The organism is Janthinobacterium sp. GW821-FHT03C08 (assembly GCF_059420905.1).
Map to the genome: position 1 here is coordinate 12620 of NZ_JBWKUP010000024.1, position 23834 is coordinate 36453.

General features: G+C 62.8%; 23 protein-coding genes. 8 read left to right on the top strand and 15 right to left on the bottom strand.

What is annotated here, in order from left to right; translation table 11 throughout:
* Positions 1-183: 183 nt before the first annotated feature.
* From AC07VL_RS25810 to AC07VL_RS25845, 8 genes are all read right to left on the bottom strand, one after another.
* Positions 184-654, bottom strand: coding sequence for a peroxiredoxin (locus AC07VL_RS25810; RefSeq protein WP_290607717.1), 471 nt, complete (start codon positions 652-654; stop codon positions 184-186).
* Positions 655-728: 74 nt separating this feature from the next.
* Positions 729-1688, bottom strand: a complete 960-nt coding sequence (locus AC07VL_RS25815; protein ID WP_494808373.1) for a polysaccharide deacetylase family protein — start codon at positions 1686-1688, stop codon at positions 729-731.
* Positions 1688-2740: a bifunctional UDP-4-keto-pentose/UDP-xylose synthase gene (locus AC07VL_RS25820; protein WP_494808374.1), complete on the bottom strand. Its 1053-nt coding sequence runs from the start codon at positions 2738-2740 to the stop codon at positions 1688-1690. The genes AC07VL_RS25815 and AC07VL_RS25820 overlap by 1 nt, the downstream gene beginning before the upstream one ends.
* Positions 2741-2762: 22 nt before the next feature.
* A complete protein-coding gene (locus AC07VL_RS25825) occupies positions 2763-3680 on the bottom strand; it encodes a formyltransferase (RefSeq protein WP_494808375.1) in 918 nt (305 codons plus the stop codon).
* The gene (locus tag AC07VL_RS25830; RefSeq protein WP_494808376.1) at positions 3680-4675 is read right to left on the bottom strand and encodes a glycosyltransferase; all 996 of its coding nucleotides are present in this window, start codon (positions 4673-4675) and stop codon (positions 3680-3682) included. Before AC07VL_RS25830 ends, AC07VL_RS25825 begins: the two co-directional genes overlap by 1 nt.
* 11 nt (positions 4676-4686) lie before the next feature.
* Entirely contained in the window at positions 4687-5823 is a 1137-nt protein-coding gene (locus tag AC07VL_RS25835; RefSeq protein WP_494808377.1) for a DegT/DnrJ/EryC1/StrS family aminotransferase, read from the bottom strand.
* 203 nt (positions 5824-6026) lie between these two features.
* Positions 6027-7700, bottom strand: coding sequence for a glycosyltransferase family 39 protein (locus AC07VL_RS25840; RefSeq protein WP_494808378.1), 1674 nt, complete (start codon positions 7698-7700; stop codon positions 6027-6029).
* Positions 7697-8089 (bottom strand): Mth938-like domain-containing protein, encoded by a 393-nt coding sequence (locus tag AC07VL_RS25845; protein WP_494808379.1) that lies wholly within the window; start codon positions 8087-8089, stop codon positions 7697-7699. The genes AC07VL_RS25840 and AC07VL_RS25845 overlap by 4 nt, the downstream gene beginning before the upstream one ends.
* A gap of 419 nt (positions 8090-8508) precedes the next feature.
* On the opposite strand from AC07VL_RS25845, the gene AC07VL_RS25850 reads away from it, so the two are divergent.
* Positions 8509-9738, top strand: a complete 1230-nt coding sequence (locus AC07VL_RS25850; protein ID WP_076566854.1) for a pyridoxal phosphate-dependent aminotransferase — start codon at positions 8509-8511, stop codon at positions 9736-9738.
* Between the two features lie 74 nt (positions 9739-9812).
* Entirely contained in the window at positions 9813-11135 is a 1323-nt protein-coding gene (locus tag AC07VL_RS25855; RefSeq protein ID WP_494808380.1) for a homoserine dehydrogenase, read from the top strand.
* A 61-nt stretch (positions 11136-11196) separates the two neighbouring features.
* On the opposite strand, the gene AC07VL_RS25860 is transcribed toward AC07VL_RS25855, so the two are convergent.
* From AC07VL_RS25860 to AC07VL_RS25875, 4 genes are all read right to left on the bottom strand, one after another.
* Positions 11197-11562 (bottom strand): ribonuclease E inhibitor RraB, encoded by a 366-nt coding sequence (locus AC07VL_RS25860; RefSeq protein ID WP_494808381.1) that lies wholly within the window; start codon positions 11560-11562, stop codon positions 11197-11199.
* Between the two features lie 147 nt (positions 11563-11709).
* Positions 11710-12270, bottom strand: coding sequence for an outer membrane beta-barrel protein (locus AC07VL_RS25865; RefSeq protein WP_494808382.1), 561 nt, complete (start codon positions 12268-12270; stop codon positions 11710-11712).
* Positions 12271-12438: 168 nt separating this feature from the next.
* A complete protein-coding gene (locus AC07VL_RS25870) occupies positions 12439-13947 on the bottom strand; it encodes a sensor histidine kinase (protein ID WP_494808383.1) in 1509 nt (502 codons plus the stop codon).
* Positions 13944-14666 carry a response regulator gene (locus AC07VL_RS25875; protein WP_494808384.1) on the bottom strand — a complete coding sequence of 241 codons (723 nt, stop codon included), beginning with the start codon at positions 14664-14666 and terminating at the stop codon, positions 13944-13946. Before AC07VL_RS25875 ends, AC07VL_RS25870 begins: the two co-directional genes overlap by 4 nt.
* Before the next feature lie 203 nt (positions 14667-14869).
* Here AC07VL_RS25875 and AC07VL_RS25880 point away from each other — a divergent pair, with 203 nt between their 5' ends.
* The 6 genes from AC07VL_RS25880 (at position 14870) to AC07VL_RS25905 (ending at position 22081) form a co-directional block, all read left to right on the top strand.
* Positions 14870-15931: a porin gene (locus tag AC07VL_RS25880; RefSeq protein ID WP_290600856.1), complete on the top strand. Its 1062-nt coding sequence runs from the start codon at positions 14870-14872 to the stop codon at positions 15929-15931.
* Between the two features lie 3 nt (positions 15932-15934).
* On the top strand, positions 15935-16921 hold the full coding sequence (locus tag AC07VL_RS25885) for a Bug family tripartite tricarboxylate transporter substrate binding protein (protein ID WP_494808385.1): 987 nt from the start codon (positions 15935-15937) through the stop codon (positions 16919-16921).
* A 46-nt stretch (positions 16922-16967) separates the two neighbouring features.
* Positions 16968-18065 carry an ABC transporter substrate-binding protein gene (locus AC07VL_RS25890; protein ID WP_494808386.1) on the top strand — a complete coding sequence of 366 codons (1098 nt, stop codon included), beginning with the start codon at positions 16968-16970 and terminating at the stop codon, positions 18063-18065.
* A 68-nt stretch (positions 18066-18133) separates the two neighbouring features.
* Entirely contained in the window at positions 18134-19924 is a 1791-nt protein-coding gene (locus AC07VL_RS25895; RefSeq protein ID WP_494808387.1) for an ABC transporter permease, read from the top strand.
* A 34-nt stretch (positions 19925-19958) separates the two neighbouring features.
* A complete protein-coding gene (locus tag AC07VL_RS25900; protein ID WP_494808388.1) occupies positions 19959-21032 on the top strand; it encodes an ABC transporter ATP-binding protein in 1074 nt (357 codons plus the stop codon).
* A gap of 2 nt (positions 21033-21034) precedes the next feature.
* The gene (locus AC07VL_RS25905) at positions 21035-22081 is read left to right on the top strand and encodes an AbrB family transcriptional regulator (RefSeq protein ID WP_494808389.1); all 1047 of its coding nucleotides are present in this window, start codon (positions 21035-21037) and stop codon (positions 22079-22081) included.
* Here AC07VL_RS25905 and AC07VL_RS25910 read toward each other — a convergent pair.
* The 3 genes from AC07VL_RS25910 to AC07VL_RS25920 are packed head-to-tail and all read right to left on the bottom strand — an operon-like array spanning position 22078 to position 23730.
* The gene (locus AC07VL_RS25910; protein WP_494808390.1) at positions 22078-22863 is read right to left on the bottom strand and encodes a DUF2145 domain-containing protein; all 786 of its coding nucleotides are present in this window, start codon (positions 22861-22863) and stop codon (positions 22078-22080) included. The two genes, AC07VL_RS25905 and AC07VL_RS25910, sit on opposite strands and share 4 nt — an antisense overlap.
* Before the next feature lie 5 nt (positions 22864-22868).
* Positions 22869-23285 (bottom strand): hypothetical protein, encoded by a 417-nt coding sequence (locus AC07VL_RS25915; protein ID WP_494808391.1) that lies wholly within the window; start codon positions 23283-23285, stop codon positions 22869-22871.
* A 25-nt stretch (positions 23286-23310) separates the two neighbouring features.
* On the bottom strand, positions 23311-23730 hold the full coding sequence (locus AC07VL_RS25920; RefSeq protein ID WP_494808392.1) for a hypothetical protein: 420 nt from the start codon (positions 23728-23730) through the stop codon (positions 23311-23313).
* Positions 23731-23834: the final 104 nt, after the last annotated feature.

The window sequence follows — 23834 nt, forward strand, 5'->3', positions numbered from 1 at the left end:
GAAACTGCCGGAAGGCCGGCAGCATGGCCGGTCATGGACGCCATCGGCGGGCTGGTGGCCCGCCTGGCGCAGTGGGTGGAGGCGCTTCGTTGACTCAAAATGGCGATAGGTACCGTGAACTGAACTGCGGTTGTATTAAGCTCGCTGGAAGCCGGCAACGCGCATGTGATCCACACACAGAGATCACTTCAGATGCGCTACGAATTCCAGCACTTCTTCCACGTGAGTTGCGACCTTCACGCCTCTCCATTCTTTCACCAATCGGCCCTGGGCGTCAATCACAAACGTGCTGCGCTCGATGCCGCGGACCGTCTTGCCGTACATCTGTTTCATCTTCATGACGTTAAACAGCTGGCAAACGGCTTCGTCGGGGTCGGAAATCAGTTCGAACGGCAGTTCCAGCTTGGCCTTGAAGCTTTCGTGCGAGCGCAGGGAATCGCGGCTGATGCCGTAGATTTCCACGCCGGCGGCGACGAATTGCGGATAAGCGTCGCGGAAGGCGATGTTTTCAGTAGTGCAGCCTGGGGTATTGTCCTTCGGATAAAAAAACAAGACCGTGGCCTTGGCCGGGCGGCCCAGTAACTGGAAGGTCTTGCCGCTGGTCATTGCAGCGGTAAAGTCGGGTATGCTAACGAGGGATTGGCTATCAGCCACAGGTTCTCTCCTGAACGGTGATCATCAGCGCTGTTTTTAACCTGGCAACGCATCCAGGTGCAAGAATACAGCATTCAGGCCGCTTTGCCCTGCACAATCAGGCGCCCGGAACGCCCTGGCAATTCATCCCAGGTAATGGGGCAAACGGGCAGGTCGGCATTCTTTATCTTTTCATAATAGTCGCCCATCGATGCGAACTGGTAGCCCTGGGCTTTCCAGCCAGCCAGCAGTTGCTCGAAAATGGGGGCGAGTTTCTGTCCTTCAAGTTCCGCATGCAAGGTATACACATGATCGCGGGGATTATCCGCCGTCAGTGACAAGATATGCGCGGCAACATTGCCAGTTGTGATCAGTTTGCCGTCGATTTCACAGCCCAGCAGCTCGTCGAGGGTGGGCAGGGTGGTGGGTAATTGCACGCATTGCAGGATGGTGTTGCCATTGCGCACGCGATGCGGGCCATTGCCCGGATGCACCATGGCGCCACGCTCGTCGAGCATGGCGCGGCCGTCGGACGCAAAGCGGTAGCCGGCCGTGTCATGCTCGACAAAGGCGCTGACATTCATTTGCCAGCCGGCCGCGCCGTGGGTGTGCGGCCGGGTGCCGAACACCTGCTCGTAGCGGCTGGCCGCCTTGCGCATCATGTTGATGGTCCAGGCGGTGTTGCGCTTGGCCACGTTGTCTTGCCACAGGGTGTGATCCCAGGTGTGGATGCCGCACTCGAAACCGGCATCGCGCACGGCGCGCAATTGCGCCGCGCACTGCTTGCCGATGTCGGGTCCCGGCAGCAAAGTGCCGTACATCAATGTTTTCAAGCCATAGTGTTCGACCACGGAAGTGCGCGACACCTTGCTGAAAAAGCCGGGCCGCAAGGCACGCCGCAGGGCCCAGCCCGTATGGTCGGGTCCCAGCGAGAACAAAAAAGTGGCGTTGGCCTGGTGCGCCAGCAACATGCGCACCAGATTGCCCATGCCTATACGGGTGCCGCGATAGGTATCGACGTCGATCTTCAGGGTCAGGAACGGCTTGCTCAACATTAATCCATCAGGGCTTTGGCTTGGGCTACCTGGCTGCGGTAGGCGTCGAAAATGTTGCGCAGGGAATCGGCCATGGACGTGCTTGGCGCCCAGCCCAGTTCTTCGCAGGTATTCGTGATTTTCGGCACGCGGTTCTGCACGTCCTGGTAGCCGGCGCCGTAGTAGGCGCCCGACGTCGTTTCCACGATTTTCACGTGTTTCGCGCCTTCGGCGTATTCCGGGTATTCGGCGGCCAGGGTCAGCATCATGCCGGCCAGGTCGCGGATGGAATAGTTATTGGTCGGATTGCCAATATTGTAGATCTTGCCGCTGGCGATGCCGTTCTTGTTGGCGATGATGCGGATCAAGGCATCGATGCCGTCGTCGATGTAGGTGAACGCGCGTTTTTGCGCGCCGCCGTCCACCAGCGAAATGTTCTCGCCGCGCACGATGTGGCCGAAGAATTGCGTCACGACGCGCGACGAACCTTCTTTTGGCGTGTGGATCGAATCCAGGCCGGCACCGATCCAGTTGAACGGACGGAATAGGGTGAAGTTCAAGCCTTCCATGCCGTAGCCCCAGATCACGCGGTCCATCAGTTGCTTGGCGTTCGAATAGATCCAGCGCGGCTTGTTGATGGGGCCGCAGATCAGTTCCGAGTTTTCCGGATCGAATTCTTCGTCGTGGCACATGCCATACACTTCCGACGTCGACGGGAAGACCAGGTGCTTGCCGTACTTGGCCGCCGAGCGCACGATAGGCAGGTTGGCTTCGAAGTCCAGTTCAAACACGCGCAGCGGCTGCTTGACGTAGGTCGATGGCGTGGCGATGGCCACCAGGGGCAGGATCACGTCGCATTTCTTGACGTGGTATTCGACCCATTCCTTGTTGATCGTGATGTCGCCTTCGAAGAAGTGCATGCGCGACTTGTAGTTCTCGTCGTCCAGCAATTCCGTGATGCGGTCCGTGTTCATGTCCATGCCATAGACATGCCAGTCGGTGGTTTCCAGGATGCGCTTGGACAGGTGGTGGCCGATGAAGCCGTTGACGCCTAAGATGAGGACTTTTTTCATGTGAGATTCTCGAGTGTAATATTCAATGTGTGCTGACGCGGGTGGTCAGTCTTTCTTGCAATTGCTTGGCCGAAATTGTCTCCTCACCGGCCTTGAGTGCGGAAATGGCCAGCATGCGGCCGTCACCGCAGACGCCAAAGATGCAATTATCCACTACGGCCAAGCCCGGTGGCAAACTTCCCGCTGAATGCTTGCTTAAACGGGCTTTTTCGATGATGTAAACGACATTATTGACTTCGGTAAACGCCCCCGGATACGGCGGTGCGACGGCCCGGTGCAGGTTGTACACCTGTTGCGCGGGTAACTTCCAGTCGATGCGGCCGTCTTCCGGCTTGCGCCCGCCAAAGTAGCCTCCCTGGCGCAAATCGTTCGGCTGGCGCGGTGCCGTGCCGTCCAGCATTGCCGGCAGCACGCCCCATAGAGTTTGTTCTGCAGCAACTGTCACCTTGCCGAAGACTTCAAACGCCGTGTCGTCGGGCAGGATGGGCACGGCCGTCTGCGCCACGATGGCGCCGGCGTCCGGCTTGACGGTCATTTCATGCAAGGTGGCGCCCGTCTCCGTGGCGCCATGCAGCACGGCCCAGTTGACGGGCGCGCGGCCGCGGAACTGCGGCAGCAGCGAGCCGTGCATATTGTAGGCGGGCGCGACTTCCAAGATGCTAGCCGGCAACATGTGACGGTAATAAAAACTGAATAGCATGTCCGGTTTGGCTGCCTGGACTTGCGCCAGCAGTTCGGGCGCGCGGGCGTCGCCCGGCGTGATGTAGGGGATGCCTTCCTCGCGGCACAGGCTGGCGACGGACTCGAACCACAGGTTTTCCGTCGGGCTGTCTTCGTGCGTGACGACGAGGGCGATATCGACGCCGCCGGCCAGCAGCACCTTGATGCAGCGCACGCCGACGTTGTGGTAGCCGAAGACGACGGCGCGTGGCGCGCCCATCAGCGGCTCACCTGGCGTTTTTCCAGGCGCACGTATGGCTGCGCCTCGGCTTCGGCCTGGGTCATGCCGTCCTGCAAGATGGTTTGCACCACGTAGCGGGGGCGCGCGCGCACTTGCTGGAAGATGCGTCCCACGTATTCGCCCACCAGGCCGATGCCGAACAGGATCACGCCCATGAAGAAGAAGGCGATGGCGAACAGGGTGAACACGCCTTCGGCTTCCGCGCCCAGCAGGAAGCGGCGTACCAGCAGGAAGACCACCAGCAATGCCGAGCCCAGCGACAGCGCCATGCCCAGCATGGAAAAGATTTGCAGGGGAATCAGCGAAAAGCCTGTGACCAGGTCGAAATTGAGGCGGATCAGGCTGTACAGCGAGTATTTCGATTCGCCGGCCGCCCGTTCCTCGTGCTCGACGATGATTTCCGTCGGCTTGCGGGCAAATGTGTAGGCCAGCGCTGGCACGAAGGTATTGACTTCGGCGCACTGGTTGACGAGGTCGATCACGTTGCGGCCATACGCGCGCAACATGTTGCCCTGGTCGGTGATCTTGATATTCGTGATTTTCTCGCGCAGGCGGTTCATCATCTTCGAGGCCAGCGTGCGCCAGGCGGAATCTTGCCGCTTGCGCCGGATCGAGCCCACGTAATCGTAGCCTTCGCGCATCTTCTCCACCAGGTTGCCGATTTCCTCGGGCGGATTCTGCAGGTCGGCGTCGAGCGTGATCATGATCTGTCCGCGCGAGGCCTCGAAGCCGGCCAGGATGGCCATGTGCTGGCCATAATTGCCGTTGAACAAGATCACGCGCGTGACGTCGGGGCGCTGGCGGAACTGCTCGGCCAGGATGGCGACCGAGTTGTCGCGGCTGCCATCGTTGACGAAGAGGATTTCATAGCTGGTCTGCAAGGCATCGAGGGCCGGATACAGACGGGCGAACAGGCTGGCCAGGCCATCCTGTTCGTTGTAAATCGGAATAATAATGGACAGTTCAGGTTTCATCGGCGCGCTGCTCACTTGATGAGAATGGATTTGACGGTGGCGACGGCACGTTCCACGTCCTGTTTCGTCATGGCGTAGAACATGGGCAGGGTCACGGTCAGGCGGCCGATCTTTTCCGAGACAGGGAACATGCCTTCGGTAAAGCCGCGTTCGCGGTACATGGTAAACAGGTGGATCGGTGCGTAATGATAGCCCGTTCCCACGTTCTGCTGCGCCATCTGCTGCATGAACGTGGCGCGCGTGCCGGGTCCATTGTCGGGCAGGATGATCTGGAACAAATGCCAGTTGCTGTTTTCAAAGTCCTGCACGGGCAGCTGGGCACCGCTCTGCGCTTCGAAATCGCTGCCGAACTGCTCGAAATAATGGCGTGCCAGGGCGCGGCGGTGGGCCGTGATGGCCTCGATATTGGCGAACTGGCCCAGGCCGATGGCGGCCATGATGTCGCTCATGTTGTACTTGCCACCGAGCACGTCGACGTCGATGCCGTCGACGCCGCTGCGCGTGACGCCCTGCAGCCGGTATTTCTCGGCCAGCTTCGCCTCTTCCAGGTTGTTCAGGACCAGCGCGCCACCTTCGCCCGTGGTGATGTTCTTGTTGGCCTGGAAGCTGAACGAGACGAAATCGCCAAACGAACCGATGCGCTTGCCCTTCCATTCGGAGCCGAAGGCTTGCGCCGCGTCTTCCACGACCCTCAAATTGTGCTTTGCAGCAATCGCGTACAGACGGTCCATGTCGACAGGCAAGCCCGACAGGTAGACGGGGATGATGGCTTTCGTACGTGGCGTGATGGCCGCTTCCAGCTTGTCGAGGTCGATATTGCGCGTGACGGGGTCGATATCGGCGAACACGGGCGTGGCGCCCACTTCGATGATGACGTTGGCCGTCGCGACCCACGACACGGGCGTGGTGATGACTTCGTCACCGGGACCGATGCCAGCGATGCGCAGCGCGATTTCCATGGTGCACGTGCCCGAATTGAAGGTGCGCACGGGGCGTCCGCCAAAGTATTCGGACAGCTGGGCTTCGAAGGCTTGCACCTTCGGTCCGCTGGTGATCCAGCCGGAGCGCAGCACGTCGCCGACGGCGGCGATGGTCGCTTCATCGATGGTGGGTTTGGAAAAAGGCAAAAAGGGCAGGGTAGAGGTCATGGGCACTTTTCTTGGGTAAAGGTGTGTCAGTGGTTCGGCGTCGCACAGGCCGCCAGCGCGATCGAGGTCCGCCGACAGGCATGGCTATTTTATAGCGTTAATAGGGCGGCGCAGCCGGTTCAGCGGGAAAATCCTTCTGAGGCGGGGGCGGGGCTGGCTGGCCGGGGGCGCGAGCGGTTTCGCCTCGCGCCCCTGCAACATATTTATTGATTGGCAATGACCATGCGGCGCGCGTCTTCGGCGACCACGCGCATGGGGACGCCACGTTGCTGCAGTTCCTTGTAACGGTCCCGGCTGATGATGGCCACGTCGCGCACACCGGCGTTGGCATCGTTCGTCCATTGCGTGATGAACGGCTCGATGGTGGGCATGGACAGTTCGGGCTGCTGTTTCAGGCCAAACGTGAATTCATCCCAGTAATCGACGAGGATGACGGGCCGCTGCAGGTAATACGTCAGCGACTGTTCATAGATGCCGACCGAATAGAGCTTGGTGTCGGGTTTCAGTTCGGCCTGGATTTGCGGCAGCATGTCGGTTCCGGCGCGGTTCTGGCCATACAGTTCGGAGCCGGCCAGGATGCAGTGCGTGGCCAGGAAGCCGGCGCCGGCGATGGTCAGCACGGTCATGTCGCGGCGCAGCTGGCGTGCATGCAGCAAGGCCAGGGCGCCGCCGGCCAGGGCGAAGAAGCCGGCCGCCATCAGCCAGGGCTGGTAGCCTTTCAGGGCGATCAGGGCGGCCGGATCGCGGGCGCTGGCCTTGCCGAAGGCAATCGGACCGCCGATCAGGATGGCCGCGCCCAGCACGCACAGCAGGCTGGCGGCCAGCATGCGCTGGCGGCGCGAGGCCGATTCCAGGAACAGGGCGATCAGCAGGGCCAGCGCGGGGAAGATGGGGACGATGTAGCCGGGCAGCTTCGACGTCGAATAGCTGAAGAAGAAGAAAATGAACATTGCCCAGATCAGCAACATCAGGCGGGGCTGGAAGGTGCCGTCCTGGCGCTTGAAGGCGGCAGCGATGCTTTGCGGCAGCACGCCGATCCACGGCAGGATGCCGGGGATGAGCAGCACCAGGAAGTAGTACCAGGCGCCTTCGCGCTTGTGGCCCTTCATCAGGAAACGCTGGAAATGCTCGTGGACAAAGAAGAAATACGGCTGTTCGGGATTGCGCAGGGCGACGAGCACGAACCATGGCGTGGCGATGGCGAAGAACAGCAGCAGGCCCTTGACCAGGTGCAAGCGCGTCCAGATGCGCCAGTCGCGCGCAAACAGCGAGTACAGCACCAGCACGGCGCCCGGCAGCACGATGCCGATCAGGCCCTTGGCCAGCACGGCCAGCGCCATGCCTGCCCAGCACACCAGCATCCAGTTGCGCCGCTCGGTGGGCGTCGCCTCGTCGCGCTGGGCTACCAGCAGGCTGGCCAGGGTAATCGTCATCATGCCCGACAGGCCCATGTCCAGCGAATTGATCTGGCCGGAAGCGAGCCAGAACAGGCTCGATGCCAGCACCAGGCCCCCATACAGTCCCACGCGGGGACCGAAGACTTTCTTGCCAGCAAATGCCGTCATGCACACGCCGATGATGCCGCACAGGCCCGTCCACAGGCGGGCTTGCCATTCGCCCAGGCCAAAGGCGGCGAAGGTCAGCGCATTCATCCAGGTTTGCAGCGGCGGCTTTTCAAAGTACTTGATGCCGTTCAGGCGCGTGGTGATCCAGTCGCCGGTGACGAACATCTCGCGCGCCATTTCGGCATAGCGGCCTTCATCGGGCGGCACCAGGGTGCGCACGCCCAGCGCATACAGGGTCACGACGATGAAGATGCCCAGCAGCGACCACATCAGCACGCGCGAGGCATGCAGTTCGTTGACGTTGATTTTCATGCAGCGCTGCCCGCGCCAGGCGCCAGGATCAGGGCCAGGGTGACTTTGCGGCCTTCGCCCATGAGGATGTTGTAGGTGCGGCAGGCGGCCTGGCTATCCATGCATTCGACGCCGATGCGGCGCATGGTCAGCGCGGCCGTCAGTTTCGGATGCACGAAGCGCTGGCGCTCGCCCGTGCCGAGGATGACGACGTCGGGGGCGTCGGCCAGGATCTGCGCGAAATGCGCCTCGCTCAACTGCTCGAAACTGGCCACTTCCCAGGCGCGCGGCGGCGCTTCCGGCATGACGATCAGGCTATAGTTGTAGGGCTGGGCATTGATCTCCACGCCATTTTCATCGTAGCCTGTGACGGTTTGGTATTGTTGGGTGATGCTGGCATGAAGTTTCATGGCGATGTCGGGGCTGGTCGTGTCGGTTGATCGGTGCGCGCGCCGTCCGGATGTGCGCTGCGGCCAAGGGCGTAAGCATGCCATAAATGACAGAAAAGAGCGACTGAAAAGCAACATCCTTTCCAATTTGCAATCTCTTGCCAGTCTTTATCGCAACAGTCACAGGTGGCACTTGCCATAGTAGTAGGCAAAGATTAAGAGAAGATGAAGAGCGCCCGGCGGGAAAATGGCCCGCGGGCGGGGGCGCGTGGCATAAACGGCGCGAAATGCTGCAATTTGCCATGTTTAATTTGATAAAATGGCCTGCTTTCGGCGAGAATGGTTGTTTTCGCATTGCAGTCTCACGGGTTCACAGTTCTGGCGCGGCTTTCATGCTGCAAGCGTAGGCCGTCCGCGCCGCATCACGACAGGGATTTATTTTGCGACCGATTCAGAAATCGAATAAATTGGCGGACGTCTGCTACGACATCCGCGGCCCGGTCCTGGAAAAATCCAGGCAAATGGAAGAAGAAGGCCACAAGATCACCAAGCTCAATATCGGCAACCTGGCCGTATTCGGCTTCGACCCGCCGGACGAGATCGTGCGCGACATGATGCTCAACCTGCAGAACGCCGCCGGTTACACGGATTCGAAGGGCATGTTTGCGCCGCGCAAGGCCGTCATGCACTACACGCAGGGCAAGAACATCGCCGGCGTCACCATCGATGACATTTACCTGGGCAACGGCGCCTCGGAACTGATCGTCATGTCGATGAATGCGCTGCTCAACAGCGGCGACGAGGTGCTGGTGCCGGCGCCCGACTATCCGCTGTGGACGGCTGCCGTCAGCCTGTCCGGCGGCAACCCCGTGCACTACGTGTGCGACGAGCAGAACGAGTGGTATCCCGACATCGAGGACATGCGCCGCAAGATCACGCCGCACACCAAGGCCATCGTCGTCATCAACCCAAACAACCCGACGGGCGCGCTGTACCCCGTGTCCGTGCTGCTGCAGATCGTCGAACTGGCGCGCCAGCACCAGCTGATCATTTTCGCCGACGAAATCTACGACAAGGTGCTGTACGACGAGGCCGAGCACGTGTCGATCGCCTCGCTGGCCGACGACGTGCTGTTCATTACCATGAATGGCTTGTCAAAAAATTACCGCTCCTGCGGCTACCGTTCCGGCTGGATGGTGGTGTCGGGCGAAAAGCGGCACGCCAAGGATTACATCGAGGGCCTCAACATGCTGGCCTCGATGCGGCTATGCGCCAACGCCCCGGGGCAATTTGCCATCCAGACGGCGCTTGGCGGCTACCAGAGCATACAAGACCTGGTAGGGCCTGGCGGGCGCCTGTTGAAACAGCGCGACCTGGCGCACAAGCTGCTGACCGACATTCCGGGCGTCACCTGTGTCAAGCCGAAGGCCGCGCTGTACATGTTCCCGCGCCTGGACCCGGAGATCTACCCGATCGCCGACGACCAGCAGTTTGCCTATGAATTACTGGCCGAAGCGAAGGTCCTGATCGTGCAGGGCACGGGCTTCAACTGGATCGCGCCCGACCACTTCCGCGTCGTCTTCCTGCCCAATTCCGATGACCTGACCGAGGCCATGGGACGCATCGCGCGCTTCCTCGAAGGCTATCGCAAGCGTCACGGCCGGGGCTGAGCCGGCCAGCAGCAATCTCGATCAACCTGGCGTCGCCTGTTGCGGTGCCACTTAATGAGCAGTCAAGCACACCTATGAAATCCATCAAGATCGGCCTGCTGGGCCTGGGCAATGTCGGTTTCGGCACGTTCAGCGTCCTGCAGCGCAACCAGGAAGAAATCAAGCGCCGCGCGGGCCGCGGCATTGAAGTCGTGGCCGTCGCCGTGCGCGACGTGGCGCGCGCCGAGGCGCTCGTCGCCGGCGCCTGCAAGGTCGTCAACGACCCGTCCCTCATCGTCAACGATCCCGAGATCGACATCGTCGTCGAACTGATCGGCGGCTACGACCTGTCGAAAACCCTGGTCATGCAGGCCATTGCCAACGGCAAGCACGTGGTCACGGCCAACAAGGCGCTGCTGGCCGTGCATGGCAACGAAATCTTCGCCGCCGCCCAGGACAAGGGCGTGATGGTGGCCTTCGAGGCGGCCGTCGCCGGCGGCATCCCCATCATCAAGGCGCTGCGCGAAGGCTTGACGGCCAACCGCATCGAATGGATCGCCGGCATCATCAACGGCACCACCAATTTCATCCTGTCCGAGATGCGCGACAAGGGGCTGGACTTTGCCACCGTGCTGAAACAGGCGCAGGAACTGGGCTACGCGGAAGCCGACCCCACCTTCGACATCGAAGGCGTCGATGCCGCGCACAAGGCCACCATCATGTCGGCCATCGCCTTCGGCATCCCGGTGCAGTTCGACAAGGCCTATGTGGAAGGCATCAGCAACCTCAATGCCGTCGACATCCGCTACGCCGAGCAGCTGGGCTACCGCATCAAGCTGCTGGGCATCACCAAGCGCACCACCGTCAACGGCGTGGAAGGCATCGAGCTGCGCGTGCATCCGACCCTGATCCCGGCCAAGCGCCTGATCGCCAACGTGGAAGGCGCCATGAACGCGGTGCTGGTGCACGGCGACGCCGTCGGCGCCAGCCTGTACTCGGGCCGCGGTGCGGGCGCCGAGCCGACCGCTTCGTCGGTGATCGCCGACCTGGTCGACATCACCCGCCTGGCCACGGCCGACCCGGAGCACCGCGTGCCGCACCTGGCCTTCCAGCCCAACGCGATGACCAACATCGAAATTTTGCCGATGTCGGAAATCACCACCAGCTACTACCTGCGCATGCACGTGGCCGACCAGCCGGGCGTGCTGGCCGACCTGACGCGCATCCTGGCCGAACGCGGCATTTCGATCGACGCCATGCTGCAAAAGGAGCCGGCCGAGGGCGAGACGCATACGGACATCATCATGCTGACGCACCAGACGCAGGAAAAGAACGTCACGGCCGCCATCGAGAAGATGGAAGCCTTGAACAGCGTGGTGGGCACGGTCACCAAGATCCGCCTGGAAAACCTCAGCTGAGTTTTCAGCGATCCACGCAAAACGGCGCCCGCGGGCGCCGTTTTTTCATTGCCGCAGTGTCTTACAGCTGCGGTACGTCGGGCGCGCCGACGGGGCCGACATCCATGCCGTCATAGCTGGCCAGCTGGTTGTCCTGCGCGAATGCCATCAGTTCGCCATTGCGCGCGTGCAGGCTGTCGACGCCGTGCACTTCGGCCTTTTCCACGTGCAGCACCCAGACCGGGGCGGCGGCCGGGTCGTCCAGTTCCGGCTGGTACAGCTCCACGGGGCGGTAGCCCTGCAGCGCCAGCAGGGCGGCGGCCTGCTCCAGCGGGGCGGAAGTCGGGTTGGTGAAGTAATAGCCCCACAGCAGCGGCTGGGATAGGTCCCACGGTGCATTCTCGGCGATATTGGCAAACAGTTCGCTTACATCTTCTTTGGTCATCATGACGGCAGGCTTTCATTAAAATCTCAGGGCGCGATCTTAACATTCATGCCGTTTGCACGCCATTCGCCCATAAAAAAAACCGGCTTTGCAGCCGGCTTTTTTATCAGCCGTGGATAACGGCTTGATTCTGATTCGCGCGAGCGGGAATTAGAACTTGTAACGCAGGCCGATCGACAGCAGGTCGGCTTTCAGTTTCATACCATCCTGGCTCATCGTTTTGCCGAAGTTTTCATATTCAGCAACGGCCGACAGGTTTTTATTGATATTGTATGCAGCACCGATGCCAAACAGGGCAGCGGTTTTGTTTTTCGATTCGCTGCCATTGAAACCGATCAGGTTCAATTTCGCTTTGGTGTGGTTTTGCGTTACGCCAGCTTTTGCAAACAGCGAGAATTGTTCGTTCAGGGGCAGCGTGCCCGTGGCTGCGACGTAGAAAGCGCTGGTTTCCAAGCTCAGCGATTCCTTGCCTTCGCTTTCTTTCAGTTTGCCGAAATTGACGTAGCCGGCCTCTGCGCCGAAGTTAGGCGTGAAGTCGTAGCCAGCGAAAACTTTAAAGCCGGTCTTGTTTTCTTTGCCCGACACTTCATCGCCCGACAATTTCAATTCCGAACGGCCGACATTCGCGCCGACATACATGTTTTCAGCTTGTGCGAACAAAGGGAATGCCATGGCGGCGCTGACGACTACTGCAAACAATTGCTTTTTCATATGAGTCCTAGATAATTAATGCGGAGAGACTATCTCGCCGCTTAATGGGGACCGAATTGTATAGGCGTGAATATGTTTATGTAAGGCAATTATTTAAAAAATATTGAAAATAAATTATGCGTTGTTTTTAAGCAACGTGTGATATCGGTTCAATCGCGTTGCAGGCCGTCATGCGACAGCGCCAAACTGCACGCTGACTTTCAGGCCGTGGCCATTCGCCGCCGTCGCCAGTTCCAGCCGCGCGCCATGCAGGGCGGCGATGTCGCGCACGATGGCCAGGCCCAGGCCCGCGCCGCCGGGATTGCTCTCGAGCGCCGCGCCGACGCGGTAAAACGGCATGAACACGCGTTCGCGCTCGGCCGGCGGAATGCCGGGGCCGCTGTCTTCCACTTCCAGCACCGTGTCGCTGTCCTCGTCGCCTTGATCCGGCGCGCGCACGCGCAGCACCACGCTGCCGCCCGGCGGCGTGTAGCGCAGGGCATTGTCGACCAGGTTGGCCACCAGTTCGTGCAGCAGCAGGGCCTGGCCGTGCACGGGCGCCTCGTCGCGCGCTTCCAGCGACAGGTCGATATGCTTGCCGACGGCGGCCATGGCCATTTCCAGGCCCACCTGCTGCGCCACGTCGCGCAGGGGCACGGTGTCCATGGCCAGGCTGTCGCCGCCATGTTCGATGCGGGCCAGGGTCAGCAGGCGGTTGGCCAGCAGCACGGTCGAATCGGTGGTGGTGGCGATCGAGCGCACGATGTCGCGCAAGGCGGCCATGTCCGGCGCCGCCGCCCCCTGGCGGTCGCATTCGCGCAAGGCCAGTTCGGCCTGGGTCTTGAGCACCGTCAGGGGCGTGCGCAGCTGGTGCGAGGCATCCGCGATGAAGCGGCGCTGGCTGGCGATCAGCTGCTGCAGGCGCGACATGGAACCGTTCATGGCGCTCACCAGCGGGCGCATCTCCTTGTGCACCAGTGCCGGATCGACGTCGGACAGGTCGGACAGGGCGCGCGTTTCGACTTCCGTCTTCAGGCGCATCAGGGGCTGCAGCACCAGGCGCACGGCGAACCACACGAGGGCGCCCATCGCCAGTATCATCGCCGCCTGCCAGATCAGGGTATCGAACAGGATCTGGTTTGACAGGCCGCGCCGCGCGTCCAGCGTCTCGGCCACCTGGATCAGGGCGATGCCGCGCATCGAATCGTCGTACACGGGCTGCAGCAGGGCGGCGATGCGTATCGGCTTGCCGTGGTAGTCGGCGTGGTAGAAGCGCACCAGGGCTGGATAGTTCTGCGAGCGTGGCACGTTTTTCGGCACGGGCGGCAGGTCGCCGTAGCCCGAGACCAGTTCGCCATTGATGCCCGTCACCTTGTAATAGATGCGCCCGAGGGTATCGGTCTCGAAGCTGTCGAGTGCCACGTAGGGGACTTCGGCCACCACCTTGCCGCCCACGATGGAGACGCGCTCGGCCAGCGCTCGCGTGGAGGCCAGCAAGGAGCGGTCATACGCCATGTCGGCCGCGTCGAGGGCATTGCGGTACACAAAGACGGCGTCCAGCAGCACCAGCATCACCAGCGGGATGAGCAGCCAGCGCAGCAGCTGGCTGCGCAGCGTGCCCAGTGGCCGGCCTTGCGCCCAGCGCCGGCGCAGGCGCTCGATCAGGGGGCGGCGCAGGCGCTGCATGGAGGCGCTCATTTTGACGCGGCCGGCGCCATGGCGCTGCGCGGCTGCAGCAGGTAGCCGATGCCGCGCAGGGTGGTGATGACGGCGCCGTCGGGCGAGCCGCTCTCCACGCCGTTCTCCAGCTTCTTGCGCACGCGGTGGATATACAGTTCAATGGCGTCCAGGTTGGCGTCGTCGGCCAGCGCGAAGACTTCGTCGAACAGCTTTTCCTTCGACACGGCCCGCCCCGAGCGCGTGATCAGCGCTTCGAGCACGGCATGTTCGCGCGGCGTGAGCGCCAGCGCCGCGCCGCCATAGCTGAACATGCGCGTGACGGTGTCGAAGCTGAGGGCGCCGCAGCTGTGCACGAGGGCTTCGTTGCCCTGGCTGCGGCGCAGCAGGGCCTTCACGCGCGCTTCCAGTTCGGCCAGCTCGAAGGGCTTGGCCATGTAATCGTCGGCACCGAGGTTCAGGCCCTGCACTTTTTCATCCAGGCCGCCGCGCGCCGTGAGTATCATGACGGGGGTCTTGCCGCGCGTGCCGCCGCGCGCGCGCAGGCGGCGCAGCACGTCCAGGCCATCCATTTTCGGCAAGGTCAGGTCGAGCAGCACCAGCGAGTATTCCTGCGTGTGCAGCAGGGCGTCGGCATCGGCGCCGTTGTGGGCGGTCTCCACCGTCAGGTGCGCGTCGCGCAGGGCCTTGGCCAGCCAGTGCGACAGTTCCAGATGGTCTTCCACTAATAATATGCGCATGGTCTCCGCCATTCGTTGAAATGGGTGCAGTGTAAGCCTGCCGGCAGGGGAGGCGCTGAATATGTTTGTGTCATTTGTGGCTGGCCGGCGACACCTGTCAGTCTGAAAGCGAATTGAAAGGATGGCGCTCATATAGTGTGATCCTGATTCATGAAATTGATCAGGCATATCACTAATAACTATATCTAAGGGAGACACTCTACATGAAGAAAACCGCATTCTCGCTGGCCGCCATGGCTGTCCTGGCTACCGCCGGCAGCGCCCAGGCCGAATCGAACGTCACCCTGTACGGCCGCCTCGACGCCGGCGTCAGCACCACCAGCAACGCCGGTCCGAACAAGGGCTCGGTCACGCAGGTGAGCTCCGGCGGCATGAACACCTCGCGCTGGGGCATCCTGGGCAGCGAAGACCTGGGCGGCGGCCTGAAGGCCGTGTTCAACCTGGAAGGCGGCATACTCGTCGACACGGGCGCCGCCGACGGCGCGCTGTTCAAGCGCCAGGCCAATGTGGGCCTGGAAGGCGCCTTCGGCCGCCTGGTGCTGGGCCGCTCGTTCACCACCGTGTACGACTTCGTGCTGCCGTTTGATCCGATGGCGTATGCGCCGTTCTATTCGTGGGCCACCTCGGGCAACGCCAGCGGTCCAAGCAAGTACGGCATGACCACCGCCTTCGACAATATGGTCAAGTACTCGGGCAAGACGGGCGATTTCAGCTACGGCGCGTCCTACGGCTTCGGCGAACAGACGACGGGCACGTCGGACAGCGCCAAGCTGTCCACGGCCGTCACGTACAAGACGGGGCCCGTCAGCCTGCTGGCCACGTATGAACGCGTCAATGGCAATACCATCGTTGGCGGCGCGCGCGACAAGAATACCGTTGTTCACCTCGGTGCCATGTATGACGACGGCCCGTGGAAGGTACAGGCGGTGGCGCGCGACTACAAGCTCGATCCGGCCGCTGCCGGCAAGCCTGACGTGCGCGGTACCCTGTACTGGGGCGGCGTCAGCTACAAGACCACGCCGGTGATCACCCTGACGGGCGTGATCTACTACCAGGACGTGAAGAACGTGCCTGCCAACCTGGATGCCGATCCGATCATGTACGTGGCACGCCTGCGCTATGCCCTGTCCAAGCGCACCGACCTGTACGTGGCCGGCGCGTATGCCAAGGCCAAGCACAACCAGCTGGTCAGCCTGTCGCGCGACGATGCCGGTTTCGGCGACACGCAGCGCGGCCTGATCGCCGGCATCCAGCACCGCTTCTAAGCCATGACCATGCTGCGCTCCCTGTTCCTATCCTTGCTTTGCCTGCTGCCCGTCCTCGCCGCGGCGCAGGCCAGCGCGCCCGCGCCGGCCGAGTGCGTGGTGCCGTCCAAGCCGGGCGGCGCCATGGACCTGACCTGCAAGCTGGCGAAAAAAGGCCTGGCGCAGGAGGGCGCGGCAGCCGCCGTGGCGCCGATGCGCATCAGCTATCTGCCCGGTGGCATCGGCGCGGTGGCCTGGCATTCGATGGCGTCGCAACGCCGCCGCGCGGAGCCGAACACCCTGGTGGCATTTTCGGGCGGCTCGCTGCTCAATCTGGCGCAGGGCAAGTTCGGCAACGCCAAGGCGGGCGACGTGCGCTGGGTGGCGGCACTGGGCGCCGACTACGGCATGATCGCCGTGCGCAGCGACTCGCCCTACAAGACCCTGGCGGACCTGATCGACGCCTTGCGCCAGCATCCGGACAAGGTGCTGATCGGCGTGTCCGGCACCATCGGCAGCCAGGACTGGCTGAAGATGGCGCTGGTGGCGCGCCACGCGGGCATCGACCCGAAAGTGCTGCGTTTCGTCGCACTGGAAGGCGGCGGCGAAGTGTTTACGGCGATGCAGGCCGATTACGTGCAGGTGGTTTCCGGCGACACGTCCGAAGCCACTCTGAACGCCAGCGCCAACCATGCGCGCGTGCTGGCCGTGCTGGCGGAAAAGCGCCTGCCGGGCGTGCTGGCCGGCGTGCCGACGGCGCGCGAGCAGGGCGTCGACGTGGTCTGGCCCATCATCCGCGGCGTGTGGATGGGACCGCAGGTGCCCGACGCGGACTACCAGCGCTGGGTCGCCACCTTCGACCGTGCCATGGCCACGCCGCAGTTCGCCGAATGGCGCGCGCAGGCCGGCCTGTATCCATTCGCCCTGACGGGGCCAAAGCTGACCGCGTATGTCAGGAAAGCGGTCGATGAATATGCGCGGCAGGCAACCGAACTTGGCCTGATGCGCTGAGTGCGACTACATATTAAAAAATCTATTTCACAGACGGAGACAACCCATGTACACCAAGACCCTGCTTCAAGCCGCCATTGCCACCGCGTTTGCCAGCCTGGCCGGCGCCGCCTTCGCGCAAGTGCCGGCCGGCTATCCGGCCGACTACCAGAAGATCGTCGATGCGGCCAAGAAGGAAGGCAAGCTGGTGATCTACAGCGCCACCGACAGCAAGGCCGCAGCGCCCCTGATCAAGGACTTCAGCGCCCTGTATCCCGGCATTTCCGTCGAATACAACGACATGAATTCCACCGAGGTGTACAACCGTTTCATTTCCGAAGTGGCCGCCGGCGGCAACACGGCCGACGTGATGTGGTCGTCGGCGATGGACCTGCAGATGCGCCTGGCCTCGGACGGCTACGCCCTGAAATACAAATCCGTCGAAGCGTCGAAGATCCCGGGCTGGGCGATGTGGGATGACCAGGCCTACGGCACCACGTTCGAGCCGGCCGCCATCGTCTACAACAAGCGCCTGCTCGACCCGAAGGAAGTGCCGAAGACCCATGACGACTTCGTCAAGCTGATCGCCACGCCGAAATTCAAGGACAAGGTCACGACCTACGACATCGAGAAATCGGGCGTGGGCTTCATGTTCATGGCGCAGGATGCCAAGGAGTATCCGCAGTTCCTGGCGCTGGAGAACGCGTTTGGCGCCGCCAAGGTGCGCGTGCAGTCGTCGACGGGCACCATGATGGAGCGCATCTCCTCCGGCGAGAACCTGATCGGCTACAACGTGCTCGGTTCCTACGCCCTGGTGCGCGCCAAGACCGACCCGTCGATCGGCGTCGTGCTGCCGAAGGATTACACGCTGATCCTGTCGCGCGTGCAGTTCATCAACAAGAATGCGAAGAACGTCAACGCCGGCAAGCTGTGGCTCGATTACATCCTGTCGCACCGCGGCCAGACCATCATCGCCAACGGCGCCAAGCTGTTCGCCATCCGCGCCGACGTCACGGGCGAGACCACCTCGGCCGAACTGGTCAAGGAAATCGGCACGGCCAATGTCAAGCCGATTCCCGTGCACCCCATCATCCTGCAATTTTTGGGACCGGCCAAGCGCATGGCCTTCCTGAAACAATGGAAAGAGACAGCCGGCAAAAAATAATGCCGTCTTAGCCGCCCGCGAGCCTCGCTTGCGGGCGGATGCCGCACCCTTCATTCATTGGATTCATCATGCAAACTGCCATCCTGCCGTTACCTGTCCGGTCACGCTCTCTCCTGTCGCGCCTGAACTGGCCGCGCGGCGTGGTCGTGACGATCACCCTGATCGCCATTTTCCTGCCGCTGTTCCTGATTTTCTACCAGAGCTTCTTGAACGCGCCCTTCTTCATGCCGGTGCGCGAATTCGGCTTTGATTCCTACCGTTTCATCTTCGATGATCCCGATTTCTCGATGGCCTTCAAGAATGGCCTGATGCTGGCCTTCGGCCTGACCGTCATCGCCGTGCCGCTGGGCGGCATGCTGGCCTTCCTGATGGTGCGCACCGATCTGCCCGGCCGCGGCTGGGTCGCGCCCATGCTGCTTGTGCCGATTTTTGTCTCGCCGATGGTGATGGGCTTTGGCTACGTCGTCTCGATGGGCCCCGTGGGCTTTTACTCGACCTGGGCCAAGGAGCTGCTCGGCTTCGTGCCCTGGAATATCTACTCGTTTACCAGCATCGTCATCATCGCCGGCCTGACGCACGTGCCGCATGTGTACCTGTATGCCTCGTCGGCACTGAAAAGCCTGGGTTCGGACGTGGAAGAGGCGGCCCGCGTGGCCGGTGCCTCGCCGATCCAGGTGATGATGAATGTGTCGCTGCCGATGATCATGCCGGCCCTGGCGTATGCGGGCGTGCTGGTGTTCTTCCTCGGTTTCGAGGTGTTTGGCCTGGTGCTGGTGCTGGGCGACCCGGAAGGCCACCTGGTGCTGCCGACCTATCTGTACAAGCTGACGAACAAGCTGGGCACGCCGTCCTACCACCTGATGGCCGCCGTCGCCGTGTGCCTCGTGATGGTGACCATGCCGCTGGTGATGATACAGCGCTGGCTGCTCAAATCGGCCAACAAATACGTGTCGATCAAGGGCAAGGGCGCGCGCAGCAAGGCCATGCCGCTGGGCCGCTGGAAGTGGCTGGCATTCGCCCTGCTGGCTGGCTGGCTGATCTTCACCATCATCCTGCCCCTGACGGGCATCGTGCTGCGCTCCTTCGTGCAGTACTGGGGCGAGGGCGTGCACCTGGCCGACGTGCTGACCTTGCAGCATTTCCGCGACATCTTCGACCAGCCGTCGCTGGTGCGCGGCATCGTCAACACCATCCTGATCGGCGTCGTCGGCGGCGCTCTGGCCGTGGGCTGCTACAGCTTCATCGCGCTGGCCATGCACCGCAAGCAGGACGGCATCACGCGCCTGCTCGATTACAGCGTGCTGGTGCCGCGCGCCATTCCAGGCTTGCTGGCCGGCCTGTCCTTCCTGTGGGTGTTCCTGTTCGTGCCGGCCTGGCTCGACGGCATCCTGAAGGGCATGGACAACGGCGTGGCCCTGTGGCTCAGCGGCCATGTGATCCCCGTGCTGCGCGAACTGCGCTCGACGATTTTCGCCCTGTGGCTGGCGTATTCCGTCGTCTGGATGGCCTATGGCATGCGCCTCATTTCCACCGCGCTGCTGCAGGTGGGACCGGAACTGGAAGAGGCGGCGCGCGCCGTCGGCGCCAGCCGCGGCCAGGTGACGCGCGACGTCACCCTGCCGCTGATCAAATACGGCTTGCTGGGCGCCTGGCTGATGGTCTTCCTGATCTTCGAGCGCGAATATTCGACGGGCGTGTACCTGCTCTCGCCAGGCACGGAAGTGATCGGCGCCATGCTGGTGTCGCTGTGGGCGGGCGGCTCGACCGACCTGGTGGCGGCGCTGTCCTTCATCAACATCACGCTGGTGGCCATCGGCCTGGGCATCGCGCTGCGCTTTGGCGTCAAGTTGCATAACTGAGCTGCATAACTAATAAATATACTGAGATCACACCATGAATGAATTGACCGTCAATGAGCTGCACCTGGACTATGGCACCGGCGCTTCCGCCAACCCCATCCTGAAGGGCGTTTCGATGCACCTGCAGAAGGGCGAAGTGGTCGCCCTGCTGGGGCCTTCGGGCAGCGGCAAGACCACCTTGCTGCGCGCCGTGGCCGGGCTGGAAAGCCCGAAGGCGGGCAGCATCCAGATCGGCGAGCGCAATGTCTTCGACGGCGCGAAGCATTTCGAGATGCCGGCCGAGCAGCGCAACCTGGGCCTGGTGTTCCAGTCGTACGCGCTGTGGCCGCACAAGACTGTCTTCGACAACGTCGCCTACGGCCTCAAGTTGCGCAAGATGAGCAGCACGGAGATTGCCGCGCGCATCAAGGAAGTGCTGACGCAGCTGGGACTGGGGCACCTGGGCGAGCGCTATCCGCATCAATTGTCCGGCGGCCAGCAGCAGCGCGTGGCGATCGCCCGCGCGCTGGTGTACAACCCGCCCGTGATCCTGCTCGACGAGCCGCTGTCGAACCTGGACGCCAAGCTGCGCGAGGAAGCGCGCGCCTTCCTGCGCGAACTGATCGTGCGCCTGGGCCTGTCGGCCCTGATGGTGACGCATGACCAGGGCGAGGCGATGGCCATCTCGGACCGTATCCTGCTGCTGAATAACGGCAAGATCGAGCAGCAAGGCACGCCGCAAAGCATGTATGAAACCCCGGACACCCTGTTCACGGCGGAATTCATGGGCAGCAACAACCGCCTGCCTGGCAAGGTGGTGCAGCGCGACGGCAGCGCCGTGCGCCTGCTCGTCGACGGCGCGCCCATGCTGGGCGTGGCGCGCGGCGCCAATGTGGGTGCGGAGGTGACGACGATGATCCGCGTGGAAGAGGTGAAGATCAGCGCCACGCAGGTGGACAACGCCATCGAGATGCCTCTGCTGACCTGCATGTACCTGGGCGACCGCTGGGAATGCCTGTTTGAACGGGGCGGCGCGGACAACATCAGCCTGCGCGCCTATTCGCGCCACAAGCTCGAAGCGGGCAAGTATTGGCTGCACATGCCGGCCGATAAACTCTGGGTGTTTTAACGGTGTGCTGGTGGCCGCGCTGGCGCGCCTTCGGCGCGGCGCTGGCCGCCGGCCTGGCGGGCGCCGCCATCTGCCTGTGGCTGCACACGCCGCTGCCGTGGATGATCGGCCCCCTGTTTGCCACGGCCGCACTGCGCCTGGCAGGGCGCGAACTGGCCTGCCCCGTGCGCGTGCGCGAAGCGGGCCAGTGGGCCATCGGCACGGCGCTGGGCCTGTATTTCACGGCGCCCGTGCTGGCCGTGCTCACGGCCTATACGCCATGGATCGCCGGCGCCGTGCTGTTCGCGCTGGCGCTGGGCGGCGTTGGTGCACTGCTGCTGCGGCGCCTGTCGGGTGTCGACCAGGCCACCGCCTTCTTTGCCATGGCTGTCGGCGGCGCGTCCGAGATGGCGGTGCAGAGCGAGCGCCATGGCGCCGACGTGGGCAAGGTGGCCGCCGCGCACAGCCTGCGCATGATGCTGGTGGTGGCGACCATCCCGTTCGGCGTGCGCTACTGGGGCAGCCATGGCCTGCAAGAAGGGCATGAAAGCTTCGTGCCCGGCGCCGCGTTCGTCGATCCGGGCGGGCTGGCGCTGCTGGTGCTCGTCACCGTATTGAGCGCCCTCGCATTCAAACGGGCCCGCCTCCCCAACGCCTGGGTCATCGGACCGCTGCTGGCGGCCCTGCTGCTGACGGCGTTTGGCATCCATCTGTCGCGCTTGCCCGAGTGGATGATACGCGCGGGCCAGCTGTTCATCGGCATGGCGCTGGGCACGCGCTTCAGCCCGGCCTTCCTGCATGCGGCACCCCGCTACCTGGCCGGCGTGGCCTTGTGCAGCATCCTGATGCTGCTGATGGCCGCCGCCTTCGGCCTGGGCCTGGCGCACTGGCTGGACATCCATCCCGGCACGGCCATCCTCGCCACGTCGCCGGGCGGCATCGCGGAAATGTCGCTGACGGCCAAGACCCTGCATCTGGGCGTGCCCATCGTCACGGCTTTCCACGTGGCGCGCATGGTGGTGCTGGTATTGCTGATCGGGCCGCTGTTTCGCCTGTTGCAGCGCAGTTAGTTTCCCCGCACCACGATTTCCTGCACCTGCGGTTCGCGCTGGCGCACGAAGCGGGCCACGGCGTCCACCGTGACGGCGTCGATCTTGCCCGCCATGCGGCGGTCGAACGGCTGGTCGTCGAAGGCGATGTTGGCGCGGAACATGCGCGCGCCCAGGCGCGTCGCGGCGGGGATGTTCAGCGTCTGCGGAATGAAGTCGACGCTGCGCAGCCAGTTTTGCGCTTCGGCGCGCGTTTCGATCTTGCCCGGCTCGTTGCTGGCGGCGGCCAGGGTTTCCAGCACCCACTGGTTCGAGTTCTGGTACCTGGTGGAAAACGGGTAGGCCAGCATATTGTAGCTGGCGTCGTGCAGGCGCTTGGGCGTGTTGCTTGCCAGCAGGCGCACCAGTTGCTGCTGCGTATCCTGGCCGGGAATCAGGATCAGCGTTTCATACATGAACACATCATCCATGAAGAAATTGCCGAGTCCTTCGTTGTACAGCGACGATTGCGCCGTGCCGCATTCGTTGAGCTCATGTACCACCAGCCAGCGGCCCTTCGGATGGTCGCGCCAGGCCAGCGCCATGTGCGAGTAGCGCACCTGGTATTTCGACAGGTCCTGCCCGGCGCGCGCCACCAGGGCCACCTGCGCGCCCGACTTGTCGAGCGCCTGCAGGGTCTTTTGCGCCAGGTCCATCGATTTGACGAGGGTGGCGGCATCCGTCGGTTTCTCTTCGCACGAGCGCCCCGCATGGGCGGCGCCCGCCAGGGCCAGGCAGAGGACGATGACAGTCAGGCGTTTCATGGGCTTCACGCTTTCGAATGGTGGAGGATGGCCTGGCCGGCCGCATTGGGCAGGTAGGCAATAGTCTTGCCCGACAGCACCAGCACATGGCCCGTGGAGACGGCGACCACGTCGAGCACCGTGCCGGCCGCCAGCGCCAGGCCCTGCGTGGCCTTCCGGCTCAGCTTGACGGAAGCCGTGGCGGCGGACGAGGCGCCTTTGGCGGCGCTTTTGAGCACGAGTACGCTGCCGTCCGCCACGTCTTCCACCGTGTCGACGACGACTTCACCGGCGGCGGCCAGCAGCGACATGGAGCCGACGAGCACGATGGCCGACGCCATGCTGGCATGGTCGGAGGCGTTGGTGGTGTCCGAATTGGCGGCCTGGGCCAGCGGCGCCAGGGTGGCGGCGCACAGCAGGGCGGTGGCGAATAACTGTTTCATGGCATGCCTGTTTTTCATTGATGATTTACACTTTGGAATGGTGCAGCAGCGCCTTGCCCAGTTCGTTCGGAATGAAGGCGATGGCCTTGCCCGACATGACCAGCATGTGGCCGGTGGACAGCGCCACCACGTTGACCACGGTGCCGGCGGCCAGCGACAGGCCCTTGGCCGCTTGCGTGCTCATCTGGACGGAGGCGCCGCCCGCTTCGGACGCGCCTTTCAACACGATGACGATGCCTTCGCCCACCGTTTCCACGCTGGCAACGACGACCTGGCCGGAGGCGACCAGCATCGACAGCGAACCGCCGACGACGACAGCGGAGCCGTCGCTGAGGTTTTGCGAGCCTTTCGACAGGTTCTCGGACGCGGCAGCGTGCGCCAGGCCGGGCGCGGCACTAGCGAACAACAGCGACAGGGACAGGCAGAGGGGCAGCAGGCGTTTCATGTGTTTCTCCTTCAAGTGTGCCAATTGGCCACGTCATCATTGTAGACTGGGGCCCATTGGTCAATGAAAACGCTACTCGTAGCGACAAGGCATACCGAGGGTAG

Bases quoted from the DNA above. Each gene is read 5' to 3' on its own strand.
- AC07VL_RS25815 (WP_494808373.1), bottom strand. From the start codon at position 1,688: ATGTTGAGCAAGCCGTTCCTGACCCTGAAGATCGACGTCGATACCTAT.
- AC07VL_RS25820 (WP_494808374.1), bottom strand. From the start codon at position 2,740: ATGAAAAAAGTCCTCATCTTAGGCGTCAACGGCTTCATCGGCCACCAC.
- AC07VL_RS25825 (WP_494808375.1), bottom strand. From the start codon at position 3,680: ATGGGCGCGCCACGCGCCGTCGTCTTCGGCTACCACAACGTCGGCGTG.
- AC07VL_RS25830 (WP_494808376.1), bottom strand. From the start codon at position 4,675: ATGAAACCTGAACTGTCCATTATTATTCCGATTTACAACGAACAGGAT.
- AC07VL_RS25835 (WP_494808377.1), bottom strand. From the start codon at position 5,823: ATGACCTCTACCCTGCCCTTTTTGCCTTTTTCCAAACCCACCATCGAT.
- AC07VL_RS25840 (WP_494808378.1), bottom strand. From the start codon at position 7,700: ATGAAAATCAACGTCAACGAACTGCATGCCTCGCGCGTGCTGATGTGG.
- AC07VL_RS25845 (WP_494808379.1), bottom strand. From the start codon at position 8,089: ATGAAACTTCATGCCAGCATCACCCAACAATACCAAACCGTCACAGGC.
- AC07VL_RS25855 (WP_494808380.1), top strand. From the start codon at position 9,813: ATGAAATCCATCAAGATCGGCCTGCTGGGCCTGGGCAATGTCGGTTTC.
- AC07VL_RS25860 (WP_494808381.1), bottom strand. From the start codon at position 11,562: ATGATGACCAAAGAAGATGTAAGCGAACTGTTTGCCAATATCGCCGAG.
- AC07VL_RS25865 (WP_494808382.1), bottom strand. From the start codon at position 12,270: ATGAAAAAGCAATTGTTTGCAGTAGTCGTCAGCGCCGCCATGGCATTC.
- AC07VL_RS25870 (WP_494808383.1), bottom strand. From the start codon at position 13,947: ATGAGCGCCTCCATGCAGCGCCTGCGCCGCCCCCTGATCGAGCGCCTG.
- AC07VL_RS25875 (WP_494808384.1), bottom strand. From the start codon at position 14,666: ATGCGCATATTATTAGTGGAAGACCATCTGGAACTGTCGCACTGGCTG.
- AC07VL_RS25880 (WP_290600856.1), top strand. From the start codon at position 14,870: ATGAAGAAAACCGCATTCTCGCTGGCCGCCATGGCTGTCCTGGCTACC.
- AC07VL_RS25885 (WP_494808385.1), top strand. From the start codon at position 15,935: ATGACCATGCTGCGCTCCCTGTTCCTATCCTTGCTTTGCCTGCTGCCC.
- AC07VL_RS25890 (WP_494808386.1), top strand. From the start codon at position 16,968: ATGTACACCAAGACCCTGCTTCAAGCCGCCATTGCCACCGCGTTTGCC.
- AC07VL_RS25895 (WP_494808387.1), top strand. From the start codon at position 18,134: ATGCAAACTGCCATCCTGCCGTTACCTGTCCGGTCACGCTCTCTCCTG.
- AC07VL_RS25900 (WP_494808388.1), top strand. From the start codon at position 19,959: ATGAATGAATTGACCGTCAATGAGCTGCACCTGGACTATGGCACCGGC.
- AC07VL_RS25910 (WP_494808390.1), bottom strand. From the start codon at position 22,863: ATGAAACGCCTGACTGTCATCGTCCTCTGCCTGGCCCTGGCGGGCGCC.
- AC07VL_RS25915 (WP_494808391.1), bottom strand. From the start codon at position 23,285: ATGAAACAGTTATTCGCCACCGCCCTGCTGTGCGCCGCCACCCTGGCG.
- AC07VL_RS25920 (WP_494808392.1), bottom strand. From the start codon at position 23,730: ATGAAACGCCTGCTGCCCCTCTGCCTGTCCCTGTCGCTGTTGTTCGCT.